The 16,571-nt window shown below is 67.9% G+C and carries 17 protein-coding genes; 9 read left to right on the top strand and 8 right to left on the bottom strand.

Annotation, left to right across the window (positions count from 1 at the left end; genetic code table 11):
* The first annotated feature begins 3 nt into the window (after positions 1–3).
* From QE363_RS15805 to QE363_RS15775, 7 genes are all read left to right on the top strand, one after another.
* Positions 4–393 carry a VOC family protein gene (locus QE363_RS15805; protein WP_309696779.1) on the top strand — a complete coding sequence of 130 codons (390 nt, stop codon included), beginning with the start codon at positions 4–6 and terminating at the stop codon, positions 391–393.
* The gene (gene purU / locus QE363_RS15800; protein WP_309696777.1) at positions 390–1,253 is read left to right on the top strand and encodes a formyltetrahydrofolate deformylase; all 864 of its coding nucleotides are present in this window, start codon (positions 390–392) and stop codon (positions 1,251–1,253) included. The genes QE363_RS15805 and purU overlap by 4 nt, the downstream gene beginning before the upstream one ends.
* Positions 1,250–2,092 carry an S-formylglutathione hydrolase gene (gene fghA, locus QE363_RS15795; RefSeq protein WP_309696775.1) on the top strand — a complete coding sequence of 281 codons (843 nt, stop codon included), beginning with the start codon at positions 1,250–1,252 and terminating at the stop codon, positions 2,090–2,092. Before purU ends, fghA begins: the two co-directional genes overlap by 4 nt.
* A gap of 189 nt (positions 2,093–2,281) precedes the next feature.
* On the top strand, positions 2,282–2,908 hold the full coding sequence (gene folE, locus QE363_RS15790) for a GTP cyclohydrolase I FolE (RefSeq protein ID WP_307100183.1): 627 nt from the start codon (positions 2,282–2,284) through the stop codon (positions 2,906–2,908).
* Positions 2,905–3,651 carry an SDR family oxidoreductase gene (locus tag QE363_RS15785; RefSeq protein WP_309696773.1) on the top strand — a complete coding sequence of 249 codons (747 nt, stop codon included), beginning with the start codon at positions 2,905–2,907 and terminating at the stop codon, positions 3,649–3,651. Before folE ends, QE363_RS15785 begins: the two co-directional genes overlap by 4 nt.
* Positions 3,648–4,001 (top strand): dihydroneopterin aldolase, encoded by a 354-nt coding sequence (locus QE363_RS15780; RefSeq protein WP_309696771.1) that lies wholly within the window; start codon positions 3,648–3,650, stop codon positions 3,999–4,001. The genes QE363_RS15785 and QE363_RS15780 overlap by 4 nt, the downstream gene beginning before the upstream one ends.
* Positions 4,002–4,143: 142 nt before the next feature.
* Positions 4,144–5,604, top strand: coding sequence for a porin (locus QE363_RS15775; protein WP_309696769.1), 1,461 nt, complete (start codon positions 4,144–4,146; stop codon positions 5,602–5,604).
* A gap of 3 nt (positions 5,605–5,607) precedes the next feature.
* Here the strand turns inward: QE363_RS15775 and QE363_RS15770 are convergent, their stop codons facing one another.
* Together QE363_RS15770 and leuA are read right to left on the bottom strand one after the other, a co-directional pair.
* Positions 5,608–6,390, bottom strand: a complete 783-nt coding sequence (locus QE363_RS15770; RefSeq protein ID WP_309696767.1) for a hypothetical protein — start codon at positions 6,388–6,390, stop codon at positions 5,608–5,610.
* 84 nt (positions 6,391–6,474) lie between these two features.
* Entirely contained in the window at positions 6,475–8,133 is a 1,659-nt protein-coding gene (leuA, locus tag QE363_RS15765) for a 2-isopropylmalate synthase (protein WP_309696765.1), read from the bottom strand.
* Between the two features lie 303 nt (positions 8,134–8,436).
* On the opposite strand from leuA, the gene QE363_RS15760 reads away from it, so the two are divergent.
* Positions 8,437–8,838 (top strand): BLUF domain-containing protein, encoded by a 402-nt coding sequence (locus QE363_RS15760; protein WP_307100169.1) that lies wholly within the window; start codon positions 8,437–8,439, stop codon positions 8,836–8,838.
* 50 nt (positions 8,839–8,888) lie between these two features.
* Here QE363_RS15760 and QE363_RS15755 read toward each other — a convergent pair whose 3' ends face one another.
* The 5 genes from QE363_RS15755 to miaA all read right to left on the bottom strand — a co-directional run bounded on the left by QE363_RS15755 (position 8,889) and on the right by miaA (position 14,371).
* The gene (locus tag QE363_RS15755) at positions 8,889–9,503 is read right to left on the bottom strand and encodes a YceI family protein (protein WP_309696763.1); all 615 of its coding nucleotides are present in this window, start codon (positions 9,501–9,503) and stop codon (positions 8,889–8,891) included.
* 294 nt (positions 9,504–9,797) lie between these two features.
* On the bottom strand, positions 9,798–10,817 hold the full coding sequence (gene ilvC, locus QE363_RS15750; RefSeq protein ID WP_309696761.1) for a ketol-acid reductoisomerase: 1,020 nt from the start codon (positions 10,815–10,817) through the stop codon (positions 9,798–9,800).
* Between the two features lie 126 nt (positions 10,818–10,943).
* Positions 10,944–11,459, bottom strand: coding sequence for an acetolactate synthase small subunit (ilvN, locus tag QE363_RS15745; protein WP_309696759.1), 516 nt, complete (start codon positions 11,457–11,459; stop codon positions 10,944–10,946).
* A gap of 148 nt (positions 11,460–11,607) precedes the next feature.
* Positions 11,608–13,353 carry an acetolactate synthase 3 large subunit gene (locus QE363_RS15740; protein WP_307100160.1) on the bottom strand — a complete coding sequence of 582 codons (1,746 nt, stop codon included), beginning with the start codon at positions 13,351–13,353 and terminating at the stop codon, positions 11,608–11,610.
* A gap of 85 nt (positions 13,354–13,438) precedes the next feature.
* Entirely contained in the window at positions 13,439–14,371 is a 933-nt protein-coding gene (gene miaA / locus QE363_RS15735; protein WP_309696756.1) for a tRNA (adenosine(37)-N6)-dimethylallyltransferase MiaA, read from the bottom strand.
* Between miaA and serB the strand changes: the two genes are divergently transcribed.
* The gene (gene serB / locus QE363_RS15730) at positions 14,370–15,248 is read left to right on the top strand and encodes a phosphoserine phosphatase SerB (protein WP_309696754.1); all 879 of its coding nucleotides are present in this window, start codon (positions 14,370–14,372) and stop codon (positions 15,246–15,248) included. The genes miaA and serB overlap by 2 nt on opposite strands.
* A 48-nt stretch (positions 15,249–15,296) precedes the next feature.
* Here the strand turns inward: serB and QE363_RS15725 are convergent, their stop codons facing one another.
* Positions 15,297–16,406 (bottom strand): SPOR domain-containing protein, encoded by a 1,110-nt coding sequence (locus QE363_RS15725; RefSeq protein ID WP_309696752.1) that lies wholly within the window; start codon positions 16,404–16,406, stop codon positions 15,297–15,299.
* Positions 16,407–16,571: the final 165 nt, after the last annotated feature.

Below are 16,571 nucleotides of genomic sequence, written 5' to 3'. Positions count from 1 at the left end.
GACATGTACACCCATATCATGGTCGGATCGAACGACATCGCGCGGTCCAAGACCTTCTATGACGCGCTGTTCACCGCGCTGGGCGGCCAGCCGGGTCGGCAGGCGCCAGATGCCGAGCGTGTCCTGTATCTGCACAATGGTGCGGTGTTCATCGTGACCCGGCCGATCGACGGCCAGCCCGCCACCCATGCCAATGGCGGCACGATCGGGCTGGGCGCGGTCAATCCGGCACAGGTCGAGGCGGCACATGCCGCCGGGACCGCCCATGGCGGCACCGCGATCGAGGGGCCGCTGGGCGAGCGGGATACCGGGCTGGGCAAGGCCTATCTGGGCTATCTGCGCGATCCGGACGGCAACAAGCTCTGTCTCGGCTGTCGCCTGCCCGCCGCATGAGCGACGCCGACTATATCCTGACGCTGGCGTGCCAGGACCGGGTCGGCATCGTCGCCGCCGTGTCGGGCGCGCTGGCGGGGATCGACGGGTTCATCCTCGACAGCCAGCAATATGCCGATCTGGAGACGGGGCGCTTCTTCCTGCGCATCGTCTTCACCGGCCAGGGCGCGCGTTTTCCCGCCTCGGTCGAGGGGGTGAGGGCGGCGCTGAACGAACCGGCGGTGCGGTTCGGCTTCGACTGGCATGTCGCGCCCGCCAGCGAACGCCCCCGCATGCTGATCGCGGTGTCGAAGGGCTCGCACTGCCTGAACGACCTGCTCCATCGCTGGCGGACCAACACGCTGCCGGTCGAGATCGTCGGCGTGGTGTCCAACCATGACAGCCTTCGCCCGCTGGTCGAGTGGCATGGCCTGCCCTGGCATCACCTGCCGGTCAGCGACGCCAACCGCGCCGATCAGGAGGCGGCGATGCTTGCCCTGATGGACGAAAGCCGCGCCGATTACCTCGTCCTCGCCCGCTATATGCAGGTGCTGGGCGAGCGGCTGGTCGCCGCGCTGCCGGGGCGGTGCATCAATATCCATCACAGCTTCCTGCCCGGCTTCAAGGGCGCGCAGCCCTATCACCGCGCCCATGCGCGCGGCGTGAAGCTGATCGGCGCGACCGCGCATTTCGTGACGGCGGACCTCGACGAAGGGCCGATCATCGAACAGGCGGTCGAACGCGTCGACCACCGCGCCAGCGTCGACGACCTGATCCGCATCGGCCGCGATATCGAGGCGCAGGTGCTGGCCCGCGCGGTCGCCTGGGTGGGCGAGCGGCGCGTTTTCCTCAATGACAACCGGACGGTGGTGTTCCGATGACGATCGAGACGATTTCGACCTCCAAGGCGCATGGCGGCATTCAGGGCGTCTACGCGCATGACAGCCAGGTGACCGGAACGCGCATGACCTTCTCGGTCTTCGTGCCGGAGCATGAGGAGAGCGAGACGCTGCCCGTCCTCTGGTATCTGTCGGGCCTGACCTGCACCCATGCCAATGTCACCGACAAGGGCGAGTTCCGGGGGGCGTGTGCGGAGCATCGGGTGATCTTCATCGCCCCCGACACCTCGCCGCGCGGCGAAGGCGTGGCGAATGACGACGCCTATGACATGGGGCAGGGCGCGGGTTTCTATGTCGATGCGACGCAGGAGCCCTGGGCGAAGCACTTCAAGATGCGGAGCTATATCGAACAGGAATTGCCCGCGCTGATCGCCGCGCATTTCCCCGTCGCCGATATGGGCGCGCAAGCCATTACCGGCCATTCGATGGGCGGCCACGGCGCGCTGACCATCGGCCTTCGCAACCCCGATCGCTTCCGCAGCGTCTCGGCCTTCGCGCCGATCGTCGCGCCGGGCCAGGTGCCATGGGGCGAGAAGGCGCTGGGTGGTTATCTGGGCCCCGATCGTGCGGCATGGCGACAGGCCGACGCGGTCGCGCTGATCGAGGACGGCGCACGGCTGCCCGACCTGCTGGTCGACCAGGGCGATGCCGACCAGTTCCTGACCGAGCAGCTTCGCCCGCAATTGCTGGCGGACGCGTGCGAGAAGGCCGGAATCGCGCTGACCCTGCGGATGCAGCCGGGTTACGACCATAGCTACAACTTCATCTCCACCTTCATGGGCGACCATGTCGCCTGGGCGGCGGAGCGGTTGCGCGGGTAAATCCCGACCGCCGTTCAGCCTGAGCATGGTCGAAGGCCACGCTATATCGCCTGAACCTGGGCGGATTCCCTTGGCCTTCGACGTCGCTCAGGCTGAACGGAATGCGGGGCCATGGGTTACGGGGGGACGGAGTTTTGCACCCCGACAATCGATCCGCTATCGCACCGGCTTTGACGTGAAGGACATGATATGAGCTGCGCGCATGGCGACCCGGAGGATGGCGACCTGATCGGAGAGGACGGCAAGGTCGTTGTGCCCGATCATGTGGCGCAGGCCATCCGCACGCTGATCGCCTGGGCCGGCGACGACCCTGCGCGGGAGGGGCTGGTCGATACGCCGAAGCGCGTGGCGCGGGCATGGCGCGAATATTGCGCGGGCTATGGCGATGACCCGGCCGTCCACCTGTCGCGCGTATTCGAGGAGGTCGGCGGCTATGACGAGATCGTGCTGCTGAAGGACATTCCCTTCCAGTCGCATTGCGAGCATCACATGGCGCCGATCATCGGCCGCGCGCATATCGCCTATCTGCCGCGCAACCATGTCGTCGGCATCTCGAAGCTCGCCCGCGTGCTGCACGGCTTCGCGCGCCGGTTGCAGGTGCAGGAGCGGCTGACCGCCGAGGTCGCCGATTGCATCTGGCAGAACCTGAAGCCGCTGGGCGTCGCGGTGGTGATCGAGGCGACCCATGCCTGCATGACCGCGCGCGGGGTGCGCACGCCGGGCGTGTCGATGGTGACCAGCCGGATGATGGGCGTGTTCCGCGACGACGACCGCAGCCGCAAGGAAGTGCTGTCGCTGATGGGCCTGGGCGGATGACGACCCGCACCGTCCTGGTGACCGGCGCGGCCAAGCGGCTGGGCGCGGCGATCGCGCGGCGGCTGGTCGCGGACGGACACCGGGTGGTGGTGCATTATAACGGCTCGGCGGACGCGGCGAAGGCGCTGGCGGCGGAGCTGGACGCGCCTGTCGTGCAGGGCGACCTCGCCGAGCTGGACGGGATCGACGCGCTGTTCGCCCGGGCCCGCATGGCGGCGGGCGGGCCGATCGACGGGCTGGTCAATTCGGCGTCGGCCTTCGTCTTCGACCGTCCGCCGGGGGTGGATGCCGCGCTGATGGCCAGGCTCCATGCGATCAACGCCGCCGCCCCGGCCTTGCTGGCCTCGGCCTTGGCGCGGCAGGACGATGTGGCGGACGGCGCAGTGGTCGATATCCTCGACCAGAAGCTCGCCAATCCGAACCCCGATTTCTTCGCCTATAGCTGCGCCAAGTTCGCGCTGGCGGGGGCGAACACGATGCTGGCGCAGGCTCTCGGCCCCCGCATCGCGGTCAATGCGGTCGCGCCGGGGCTCACGCTGCAAAGCGGCGACCAGTCGGATGCGGAATTCGCGGAGGCAGCCAGCAAGAACCTGCTCGGTCGCCCGATCGGGGCGGCGGCGGTGGCGGAGGCTGTGTCCTTCCTGCTGACCGCCAGGGGGATTGCGGGCCAGACGCTCTATGTCGATTGCGGCCAGCGCTTCTGCCGCCGCGACGGCGACGTGATGTTCGAGGGGCGGGGATGAGCGCGACCTATACGATCCTGCTCGACGATCTGCGGGTCGCCATGCGCCTGGGCATCCATCCGCACGAGGCCGAGCCCCAGCCGGTCACCCTGTCGGTCGCGATGACCGTCACCTATCCCGCCGCCCCCAGCGCCGACCGGATCGAGGAGGTGCTGGACTATGATTTCCTGCGCGAGTCGATCCTGGCGATGGCAGGGGGGCCGGGCTTCGCGCTTCAGGAAAGCCTGTGCGAGGCGGTGGCAGCGCTGTGCCTGTCCGACCGGCGGGTGGTGAAGGTCCGGGTGCGGTCGATGAAGACCGGCATCTATCCCGATGCGCGGGTGGGATGCGAGATCGAGCGGACGCGCTGATCGCCGGGGCCTTGGTGTCACGGATTTATCACCGAACTGTCATCAATCTGTTGCGGAACCGGCCGTCGCTGGCCTAAGCCGCCGCCGCATCAGCGGGTGCCGCAGGCATCGCGGCGAACAGGGCGGAATCAGCACGGTGAGCATGTCGAAACCCCATCGGGCCCGGTACCAGGTCGCCGTCGCGATGATGCTGGCGGCCTGTCCGGTGCCCGCCGCCGCGCAGACGGTGCAGGAATTGCAGCGCCAGATCGACGAGCTGAAGGCGCAGATCAAGGCGCTGACCGCCGCGCAGCAGGGCGGGACGGCGGCCGTCCCGGTATCGGCCGCGCCGTCCCCCCAGCCATCGCCGCCCCCCGCACCGCAGATCGCCGCCGTGCCGCCCACCGCGTCGGCACCGGCGGTCGGCACCCCGGCTCCGCGCATCGCGATCGCCAAACCGCCATCGGCGCGCGCGCCCTGGTATGAGCGGTTGCGCCTGCGCGGCTATACCCAGTTGCGCTATAACGGCATTCTCGACGAGCAGGATGCGCCCTCCGACACCGGATCGCGGCTGCGTTCGGTGCATGACAGTTCGATCAACGAGGATGGCGGATTTCTCCTGCGCCGCGTCCGGCTGGTCCTGCAAGGCGACATCACTGAGCGGTTGCAGCTCTATTTCCAGCATGACTTCGGCACGGCGGTGAACAACCAGTCGAGCACCGAGCGGCGCGAGAATTTCGGGCAGCTGCGCGATGTGTATGTCGACTGGTTCCTCGACCCCGAACGGCGGCTGCGGCTGCGCTTCGGCCAGTCGAAGGTGCCGTTCGGCTGGGAAAATCTGCAATCCTCGTCCAACCGGCTGACGTTGGACCGGTCGGATGCGATCAACAGCGGCGTGCCCGGCGAGCGCGATGTCGGCATCAACGCCTATTACACCCCCGATGCGGTGCAGGCGATCTGGGACCGGCTGTCGAAGAAGAAGCAGAAGCTGTTCGGCAATTACGGCGCGTTCGGGCTGGCGGTCTATAATGGCCAGGGCACCAACCGGCCGGAGCGCAACGACCGGCTGATGAAGGTCGCGATGGCGACCTGGCCCTTCGCGCTCGACGGGCTGGGGCCGTTGTTCCGGGGGCAGGTGCTGGAGGTCGGCGGATCGGCGATGTTCAACCGCTATCGCCCCGAATTGCGCAGCGGCGGGATCAGCCCGATCAGCTATCGCGACGACCGGGTCGGCGTCCATGCCATCCTCTATCCGCAACCCTTCGGCATCCAGACCGAATGGATGACCGGCCATGGCCCGCAATATGACCTGGGGCTTCGCGCGGTGCGGAGTAGCCCGCTGGGCGGCGGCTATGTCCAGCTGATGATGGACGCGGGCAAGACCCCGGTCGGCCGCATGATCCCCTATGCGCGGTGGCAACATTATCGCGGCGGGTGGAAGGCCAATGTCGATGCGCCGCGTCTGGAAACCGACGAGTGGGAGCTGGGCGCCGAGATCCAGCTGGTCGAGGCGCTGGAGCTCACGCTGGCCTATGCGCGGATGGAGCGGCGCGAGGCCGATGCCCGGCGCACCGGCCGCGCGACCGGCGACCTGATCCGCACCCAGCTGCAATTCACCTATTGAGGATCAGTCCCCGCCGCCGGAGCTGTTGAAGTCGATCCGGATGCGGACCCATTCGCCGACCATCACCTTGCCCCCGATGCGCGGCGCGCGGACGCGGAACTGCCACGCCGCCTCGCGCATCGCGCGGGCCAGGCCCAGTCCGCGCGGCGATTCGCCCAGGATCTGGCAATTCTCGACCCGATAGTCGGGGATCGTCCGGCATGCGATCAACGCCCAGCTGTTCGGCGGCGGCGCGCTGTGCAGATAGCCGTTCAGCTCGGCATTGCTCGGGCGATGGGGATACCATTCGGCATTGTAGAGCCGCTGGCCGCCCGGTCCCTCGCCGGGGCCATAGGCCGATGCGCTGTCCTGGCCGCGATCGTCGCCGTTGCTCGATCCCACGCCATTGCCCGCCCCCTTGGGCATGGCGGAAATATCGCCCGCCGCGAACAGCGACTTGTCGCCCCATTGCCACGGCGTCGGCGCGGAGGTGTCGGCGGGCTTTTCGGTCGGCGGATTGGGGGTGTCGAGCTGCTTGGGGGTGACGGGGGCCTTGGAGCCGCCCGCCGCCGCGGGCTTGCGCGTGGCGATGCGCGTCTCGGGCACCGGTGCACCCGCCTCCCGGTCCGACGGGGTGACCGAGAAGGTGCTGAGCGAGGAGGATGGCTCGGGCGCGATCAGCCTGGGCGCCAGGTGGAACAGCAGCCAGGCGAGCAGCAAATGCGCCAGCACCGTCAGCGTGATCGAGGCGCCCCGCTCGCGCAGGGTTTCGCGATACCGCTCGGGCAGCCGGTTCAGCACCGCCATGTCGGGGGCCTTACGCCGTAAGAGCCGAGACCGCCCCGCTCTCCACGAACGTCATGGGGAAGAGCGGGGCGGGGACCATGGGCGTCAGGCCCGGTTGGCGGCGGACAGCACCGCGCGGACGCTGGCGGTGGCGATGTCGGTGTCCAGCCCGACGCCGAACACGGTCCGGCCATCGGCGGTCCGCGCCTCGACATAGGCGGCGGCCTGCGCATCGGCGCCGTGGCCGATCGCATGCTCATTATAGTCGACCACCTCCAGCGCGGGGCCGGTGGTGTCGGCCAGCGCCGCGATCACGCTGGAGATCAGGCCGTTGCCGCGCCCCGAGATCGACTTCTCCTCGCCGTCCACCTGGACGCGACCGACGAAGATACGCTGCCCGGCCGAGCCGCTTTCTTCATAGTCGCGCAGGACGAAGCGGTCGTCGCCGCGCGGCAGATAGGTCGCCTCGAACCCGCCCCAGATGTCGGCGGCGTTGAGTTCGCGGCTGGTCGCATCGGCCATCGCCTGGACATGGCGGCTGAAATCCGCCTGGAGCCGCTTGGGCAGCTTCAGCCCCTTGTCCTGCTCGATCACCCAGGCCACGCCGCCCTTGCCCGATTGCGAATTGACGCGGATGACCGCTTCGTAAGAGCGGCCCAGATCGGCGGGGTCGATGGGGAGGTACGGGACCTCCCACAGATCGTCATTGCGCGCGGCCTGCGCGGAAAAGCCCTTCTTGATCGCGTCCTGATGGCTGCCCGAAAAGGCGGTGAAGACCAGGTCGCCCGCATAGGGGGTGCGCGGATGGACGGGCAGGTTGGTGCAATATTGCACCGTGTTCACCACCTCGTCGATGTCCGACAGGTTCAGCCCCGGATCGACCCCCTGGGTGTACATATTGAGCGCCACGGTCACGAGGTCGCAATTGCCGGTCCGCTCGCCATTGCCCAGCAGGCAGCCCTCGACCCGGTCGGCCCCCGCCATCACGCCCAGCTCGGCGGCCGCGACGCCGGTGCCGCGATCGTTATGCGTGTGGAGCGAGATAACCACCGAATCGCGGTTGGGGATGTTGCGCCCGAACCATTCGATCTGGTCGGCATAGACATTGGGCGTCGCGCATTCGACCGTGGCGGGCAGGTTCAGGATCAGCGGATGGTCGGGCGTCGGCTTCAGCACGTCCATGACGGCGGCGCAGACCTCGACCGAGAAATCCAGCTCGGCGGTCGAGAAGGTTTCGGGGCTGTATTCGAAGAACCAGTCGGTGTTCGGGCGCTTGGCCGCCTCGTCGCGCAGGATCTTGGCGCCCTCGACCGCGATCTGGCGCACCTCGTCGCGGGTCATGCCGAAGACGATCTTGCGCCAGGCCGGGCTGACCGCGTTGTAAAGGTGGACGATCGCGGTGCGCGCGCCCTCCAGGCTCTCGAAGCTGCGCTCGATCAGGTCGCGGCGCGACTGGGTCAGCACCTGGATCGTCACGTCGTCGGGGATGCGATCATTCTTGATCAGGCCTGAGATGAAGTCGAACTCGGTCGCGCCCGCGCTGGGGAAGCCGACCTCGATCTCCTTCAGCCCGACCTTGACCAGCAGGTCGAACATCCGCGTCTTCTTCTCGGCGTCCATCGGGTCGATCAGCGCCTGATTGCCGTCGCGCAGATCGGTTGACAGCCAGCGCGGCGCGCGCGTGATGGTGCGGTTCGGCCATTGCCGGTCGGGCAGGGCGATTGCGGGGAAGGGGCGGTATTTGGTCGAAGGGTCGCGCAACATGATCGGGTCTTCCAGCATTCTCGGCCGCGTCTGGCCAGAGGCACGGCGGGGACAGGCTTATCGGTTCATTCAGCCCTTAGGGAAGTCGCGCATGGCCACGCCGATCCTCCCCTAAGGGCGGATAAGTCGAAGCGAACGAAGCGGCAGCACGGCGATCATGATGAAGCGGTTCATGCCGCGTCGCGGCGGGCTTGTCCATATCCCGCCGCACCGCGTGAACGCTTTGTTAAAGCCGGGCGCGGCATCGACGGCCGGAATACCGGCGCCGCCGGGAAGAGGGGGCCGGAAAGAGGGGGGACCGCGATGTTGCGCCAGCTCGTCTATATCAGCAGCGTGAAGGGCCCGGCGGCGGCGATCGATCCCGAGGCGATCCTGCAGGCGTCGCGCCGCAACAATGCGCGGGCGGGGGTGACGGGGCTGCTCTATTATGACGGTCGGCGTTTCCTCCAGGCGCTGGAGGGCGAGGCGGCGGCGGTGGAGCGGGTCTATCGCCACATCGCGGCGGATTCGCGTCACCATGCTCTGGTGATCCTGTCCGACCGGACGGTGGACGCCCGCGAATTTGGCGACTGGGCGATGGGCTATGCGACCAAGGGCGAGGACAAGGCCAGGCTGGTCGCCCGCATCGCCGGCATGGCGGCGACGGCGTCGCCCGAGATCCGGGCCACGTTCGAGAGCTTTGCGGGGTTGAAGCGTCTGTTCTGATCCGGCCCCGACCGCCCGGTCTTGGGCAGGCGGGGCCGGACGGCAATGGCTTATTGCGCGGTGAAGGCCGCGTTGATCACCAGGTCCACATCGTCACCCACGACCGGCACATAGGCGCCGACGCCGAAGTCCGAACGCTTGATCTTGGCGGTCGCGCGGAAGCCGATGTTCAGCTTCTTGGACATCGGATTGGTGCCCGCACCGAAGAAGGTCGCGTTCAGCGTGACCGGCTTGGTCTGGTCCTTGATGGTCAGGTTGCCGGTGATGACCGCCTTGGTGCCCATGACCTTCACGCCCGTCGAGACGAAGCGCGCGGTCGGATAGGTGGCGGCGTCGAAGAAGTCCTTCGACTTCAGGTGATTGGCGAAGGGGGCGGCGGTGACCGACAGATTGTCGATCTTGAAGGTCACGTCGACCTTGGCGGCCTGCGGGCGGGCCGGGTCGAGGGTCAGCGTGCCTTCGGACGCGCCGAACTGCCCCTCGAGCATCGAGAAGCCCATATGGTTGAGCGACCAGGTGACCTGGGTATGCGCGGGGTCGACGGCATAGGTGCCCGCGACGACGCGCGAGGCGACCGGCGCGCCGGGCGTGCCCGCCGGAGCGGTCTGGGCGATGGCCGGGGCGGCGAGGACGAGCGCCATGGCGGCGGGAAGGACGAAACGCATGGGTGGGTACTCCCTGTTGAACGGCGGCCTTTGTGGGCCGTGCGGTTAACGCACGTCAAAGGCCAAGGTCGCAACGATGCGTTTCCGGGGGTGGGTCTCTGCGAGGCCCCTTTCCCTCCCCCATCCCCTCCCGCGTGCGGGAGGGGAGAGGCTTGGGGCAGTCGTTTTGCTTTTGTCGCAAACTGCGGGCTAGCCGAAGCGCTTGCGGCTTCCGCTTGGCGCACCCCTCCCGCAAACGGGAGGGGATGGGGGAGGGCAAAGGTGTCTCACCGAGCCCACCCCCCGGCAAAAAAATCAGTTCTTCGCCTTGTCCACCAGCTTGTTCGCGCCGATCCACGGCATCATCGCGCGCAGTTCGCTGCCGACCTGTTCGATCTGGTGGCGCTTGGCGGCGATGCGGCTGGCCTTCAGTTCGGGCTGGCCAGCGCGGTTGTCGAGCACGAAGTCCTTCACGAAGCGGCCCGACTGGATGTCGGCCAGGACGCGCTTCATTTCCTTCTTCGTCTCTTCGGTGATGATGCGCGGGCCGGTCTTGATGTCGCCATATTCGGCGGTGTTCGAGATCGAGTAGCGCATGTTGGCGATGCCGCCCTCATACATCAGGTCGACGATCAGCTTCAGCTCGTGCAGGCACTCGAAATAGGCCATTTCGGGGGCGTAGCCCGCCTCGACCAGCGTCTCGAAGCCCGCCTGGACCAGCGCGGTCGCGCCGCCGCACAGCACGGCCTGCTCGCCGAACAGGTCGGTCTCGCACTCTTCGCGGAAGTTGGTCTCGATGATGCCCGAGCGACCGCCGCCGACGCCCGAGGCGTAAGCGAGCGCCACGTCATGCGCGTTGCCGCTGGCGTCCTGATGGATCGCGATCAGGCAGGGCACGCCGCCGCCGCGCACATATTCGCTGCGCACGGTGTGGCCGGGGCCCTTGGGCGCGATCATGATGACGTCGATGTCCGCGGGCGGCTCGATCAGGCCGAAATGCACGTTCAGGCCGTGCGCGAAGGCGAGCGCAGCGCCGGGCTTCATCTTGCCCTTGATGTCGGCGTCATAGATCGCGGCCTGATGCTCGTCGGGGGCCAGGATCATCAGGATGTCGGCCCAGCCGGCCGCTTCCTGGTTCGACAGGACCTTGAAGCCCGCCGCTTCCGCCTTGGCGGCCGAGGCCGAACCGGGGCGCAGCGCGATCGCGACATTCTTGACGCCCGAATCGCGCAGGTTCTGCGCATGGGCATGGCCCTGCGAGCCGTAGCCCAGAATGGCGATGTTCTTTTCGGAGATCAGATTCAGATCGGCGTCGCGATCATAATACACACGCATTGGTTTCTTCCCTTTCGATGAGGTCCGTCATGCCAGCGCAGGCTGGCATCTCTTGCGGTCAGGGCCAGTGCCCGGCCAGGAGACCCCAGCCTTCGCTGGGGTGACGATAGTGGTTGTGATGATATTTTAGGCCGCGTCCTTGCCCCGCGAAATGGCGGCGATGCCGGTGCGGGCGACCTCGACCAGGCCGACTTCGCCCATCAGCTCGACGAACTTGTCGATCTTGGCGATGGTGCCGGTCACCTCGAACACGAAGCTGCCGATCGTGGCATCGACCACGCGGGCGCGATAGACTTCGGCCAGGCGCAGCGCCTCGATCCGGCGTTCGCCGGTGCCCGCCACCTTCACCAGCGCCAGTTCGCGCTCGACATGGTCGCCCAGCACCGACAGGTCGGTGACCTTGTGGACCGGGACCAGCCGGTCGAGCTGGGCGATGATCTGCTCCATCACCGACGGCGAGGCGCTGGTGACGATGGTGATGCGGCTGACGGCCTTGTCGGCGGTGATCTCCGACACGGTCAGGCTTTCGATGTTATAGCCGCGCGCGGTGAACAGCCCGGCGATCCGCGCCAGGATGCCCGGTTCGTTGTCGACGATCACCGCCAGCGTGTGGCGTTCCACCTGTTCGGTCTTGATGTGCATATTCAATTCCTCCCCGGAACGGGGAGGGGGACCATGCGGAGCATGGTGGAGGGGGCTCTCCACTCATGCTGTCCTGCGCGGCGATCCCCCTCCACCGTGCCGCTTCGCGTCACGGTCCCCCTCCCCGTGTCGGGGAGGAGCTTTAAGGTCAGACCAGCGCCTTGGCCTCGTCGTCCATGGTGCCCGATACCTCATTGGCCTGCAGGATCATGTCGGTATGGGCCGCGCCGCTCGGGATCATCGGGAAGCAATTGGCGAGCTTGGCGACGCGGCAGTCGACGATCACCGGCCCGTCATGGTCCAGCATCGCGGCGATGCCGTCCTCCAGCTGGTCGCGATGCTCGATGAGGATGCCCTTCCAGCCATAGGCCTCACCCAGCTTCACGAAGTCGGGCAGCGAGTCCGAATAGCTTTCGGCATAGCGGCTCTCATAGGTCAGTTCCTGCCACTGGCGGACCATGCCCATATATTCGTTGTTCAGGATGAAGATCTTGACCGGCAGGCGATATTGCGTCGCCGTCGCCAGTTCCTGGATGTTCATCTGGATCGAGGCTTCACCGGCGATGTCGATGACGAGCGCACCCGGATTGCCGAGCTGCGCCCCGATCGCGGCGGGCAGGCCGTAACCCATGGTGCCCAGACCACCCGAGGTCAGCCACTTATTGGGCTTTTCGAAGCCGAAATGCTGCGCGGCCCACATCTGGTGCTGGCCGACCTCGGTGGTGATGATCGGCTGGCGGGCCTGAGTCGCTTCGTACAGCGCGCGGATCGCGCGCTGCGGCATGATCGCGTCGCCATTCTCCGGGAAGGAGAGACAGCCGACCGCACGCCACCCAGCGATGCGGCGTTGCCACTCGGTGGTGTCGGGCTTGGGATGCTGGCGCGACTTCCAGATGCGCACCGCATCCTCCAGCGCATGGCCGACATCGGCGATGATGGCCAGGTCGACGCGGACATTCTTGTTCACGCTCGACCGGTCGATATCGACATGGACCTTGCGGCTGTTCGGGCTGAACGCGTCGAGACGGCCGGTGACGCGGTCGTCAAACCGGCTGCCCAGCGCGACCACCAGATCGGCCTGGTTCATCGCCATATTGGCTTCGTAAGTGCCGTGCATGCCCAGCATGCCCAGCCATTGCGGGTCGCTCGCCGGGAAGGCGCCCAGACCCATCAGGGTCGAGGTGACGGGCGCGCCGGTGATGCGGGCCAGTTCGCGCAGCAGCTGCGACGCGGCCGGACCCGAATTGATGATGCCGCCGCCGGTATAGAGGATCGGACGCTCGGCCGCGGCCAGCATGTCGACCAGCTGCTCGACCTGGGCTTGGTCGGCCTTCACCTGCGGGCGATAGGTCTTGTGACGGATCGGACCCGGCTTCTGATAGCGGGCAGTGGCGACCTGCACGTCCTTGGGGATGTCGATCACGACCGGGCCGGGGCGGCCCGAGGTCGCGATGTGGAACGCCTCGTGCACCACCTCGCCCAGACGCGCGGGGTCCTTCACTAGATAATTGTGCTTGGAGCAGTGGCGCGTGATGCCGACCGTGTCGGCTTCCTGGAACGCATCGGTGCCGATCAGCGCGGTCGGCACCTGTCCGGTGATGACCACCATCGGGATCGAATCGAGCAGCGCGTCGGTGATGCCGGTGACCGCATTGGTCGCACCGGGGCCGGAGGTGACGAGCACCACGCCGGGCTTGCCGGTCGAACGGGCATAGCCCTCCGCCGCGTGCGTCGCCGCCTGTTCGTGGCGGACCAGAATGTGGCGGATGCGCTTCGATCGGAACATGGCGTCATAGATCGGCAGCACCGCACCACCCGGATAGCCGAAGACGACCTCCACGCCGAGATCGCACAGCGCCTCGACCAGGATATCGGCTCCGCTTTTCTCGGTCATCGTCTTCGTCCTTCTGCGTCCGTGCCCACTGACGGGGCTTGTCGGGAAAGGCGCGGCTACAAGTTTAAAAAGTGCGCGTCAACCGTCAACGGCGCAATAAAGTTTCTATTATGTTGCGACGCACATCGGCGTCAGGGTCCGGAATCACGGTCCAGTCGGGCCCCGGCTGGTGGCGGAACCAGGTAAATTGCCTTTTGGCATAACGCCTTGTCGCCATCGCCCCGGCCACCTCCGCCTCGGCGCGGGTCATGCGGCCTTCGAGGAGCGCGGCGACCTCCGGCACGCCGATCGCGCGCCGGATCGGGGCGTCGGCGGGCAGGTCCGGGCGGGCGAGAAGCGCGGCGGCCTCGTCCAGCCCCTCGTCCAGCATTTCCCCGAAGCGTCGGTCGATGCGGGCGTTCAGCCAGTCGCGGTCGGGCAGCAGGATGACGGCGGACAGCGCGATGCGATCGCCGATCCCGCCTTCCTTATGCGCCTGCCAGGCGTGCAGCGGACGCCCCGTCGAGCGCACCACCTCCAGCGCGCGGGCGACGCGGGTGGTGTCTGCCGCATTGAGCCGGGCGGCGGCGGTCGGGTCCTCGCGAGACAAGGCGGCATGGGCGTCGGCGACGGGCAGCGCGCGAACCTCGGCGCGAATGGCGGGGTCGATCTCGGGCACCGGCGCGATGCCGTCGAGCAGGGTTCGCATATAAAGGCCGGTGCCGCCGACCAGGATCGGCAGCGACCCCGCCGCCACGCTGTCCGCGATCGCCGCGCGCGCCTCCGCCGCCCAGCGCGCCGCCGAATAGCCGGTGTCCGCGCCGTCGACATGGCCGAACAGCCGGTGCGGGGCCTGCGCCACCTCTTCGGGGGCGGGGCGGGCGGTCAGGATGGAGAGGTCGCGGTACACCTGCGCCGAATCGGCATTGATGATGGTGCCGCCGGTCGCCTTGGCCAGATCGAGCGCCAATGCGGACTTGCCGCTCGCGGTCGGCCCTGCGATGAGCGCGACCTTTGGACGGTCAGAGGAGTTCGCCATGTTCATCGCCACGCTGATAGCAGCCGAATCGATCGCCGAGCGCGATATTTCGGAGGCGGTGGCGCAGATGACGCCGCGATGCGCGGTCGCCGACTGGAACTGGATCGACGAAGGCCGCGCGGCGGATATTTGCTTCGCCGAGGACCCCGACTTTGCGGCGGGCGTGCTGCATGGCCGTTTTGACCGGACCGATGTCATCATCCAGCCCGCCGCGCATCGCGAGAAGCGGCTGCTGGTCGCCGACATGGACTCCACCATGATCACCGTCGAGTGCATCGACGAACTGGCCGATTATGCCGGGATCAAGGAGCAGGTCGCCGAAGTGACCGAGCGCGCCATGCGCGGCGAACTCGACTTCGCCGCCGCGCTGGACGCACGGGTCGCGCTGCTCGAAGGGCTGGACGAGCGGGTCATCGAACAATGCCTGGCCGAGCGGGTCACGCTGATGGCCGGTGCCCGGGCACTGGTCCGCACGATGAAGGCGCGGGGCGGCCATGCGATCCTGGTATCGGGCGGCTTCACCCGCTTCGCCGAGCCGGTCGCGGCCGAGATCGGTTTCGACCGCGCCATCGCCAATTACCTCGAGATTGCGAACGGCAAGCTGACCGGCACGGTGCGCAAGCCGATCGTCGGTTCGGACACCAAGGAGAAGACGCTGCTCGCCGCGCTCGACGAACTGGGCATCGGTGCGGCGGAGAGCATGGCGGTGGGCGACGGGGCGAACGACCTGGCGATGATCCGTCGCGCCGGGCTGGGCGTCGCCTATCGCGCCAAGCCGATCGTCGCGGGCGCGGCGGCGGCGCGGGTCGATCATAACGACCTGACCGCGCTTCTCTATGCGCAGGGCATTCCGCGTTCGGAATGGGTGGTCGGTTAAGGACCATGATGCCCTTCCTTCCCTGCGAAGGGGAGGAAGGGGCGTCGTTTACGGGACCACCACCACGCAGGGCTGGCCCGAGCGGTTACAGGCGGCCTGGGCTGCATTGCGATCGGCATAGCCGCCCGCCTGCAAGCGGATGACTCCGCCCGCGCTGACATAATGCGGCTGTGCGCCCGCCAGTCGCCCGCGCACCCGCTGCCATAGCCCCTCGGCATTGCCCCGGTCGCGGAATGCGCCCAGCTGGATACGCCACGCGCCGCCCCCGGCCGCGCGGGGAGGCGTCGGCTTGGCGGCATGCGGCGCGGCGGTGCGCGTCGACGCCATGGGCTTGGGCCGTTCGGCCGGGGCGGCGGCCGCTTTGCGGACCGGTGGGGTCTGGCTCGGAGAGGTGCCGGGTGCCGGATAGCTGGCCCCGTAACCGGAGGCTGCGGATCGCGCGGGGGGGACCGGCACCGGCTGCACCGCCGGGCGCGGTTGTGCGGCGGTGCGGACCGGGCCGTCGGCGGCCTTGCCCGGCGTGGCTTCGCTTCCCACCGTCACCCGCTTCGGCCCGGTGGTTTCGGGGGCGGGCAGGGCCGCCAGCCGGGCGCTATATTGCTGGGCCAGCTCGACGCCGCGCTGGCGGTCGGGCGGGGTGATATACTGGTCCATCTGTGCCAGCGTCTGCGAAGCGGCTTGCAGCCCCGCCTGCGACGCCAGCGTCATCAGCGCATAGGCGCGCGGATAGTCACGCGTCACCCCGTCGCCGTTGAACAGCATCGTGCCGAGCACCAGCTGCGCGCGCGGCTCGCCCCGCGCGACCGACTTTTCGAGCCAGGGCAGCGCCTCGGCCTTCTTGCCCGACTGGAACAGCGCCAGGCCATAATTGTCGGCGGCCTGGGCATGCCCCTGCGCGGCGGCCTTGCGGAACCAGCTTTCGGCCAGCGCGGGGTCCAGCGGTACGCCGCGCCCCAGCTTATAGGCCTGGGCCAGGTTGAACTGCGCATCGGCGTCGCCCGCGATGGCGGGGCCGCGCCATTCCTCCACCGCCTTGCGATAATCGCCCTGCGCCCAGGCATCGACGCCCGCCTTCACATCGGCCAGCGCAGGCGCGGCGAGGAGGCAGGTGGCAAGCGTGGCCAGCGCCGCGCCGACGACCGGGAACCTGCGCATCATCCTTCTTCCCCCAATAGCTGTCGCGTCCGTCATGCCCCGAGGCGGGGCGCGGGTAAAGCGTTCCTCAAGGCTTAACCGTTCCTTAGCGCGTCGCCGGATAGCGTCGGCCCCGATCGGGGAAACGGATAACGCCATGGGCGCGGCGGCGTGCCCGGCGCCCGCGAC

The sequence above is a fragment of the Sphingomonas sp. SORGH_AS_0870 genome (genome assembly GCF_031453175.1).
In the GTDB taxonomy this organism is placed as follows: domain Bacteria; phylum Pseudomonadota; class Alphaproteobacteria; order Sphingomonadales; family Sphingomonadaceae; genus Sphingomonas.
The sequence above is the reverse complement of the archived record's forward strand: the minus strand, read 5'-3'. Positions and strand labels throughout refer to the sequence as shown.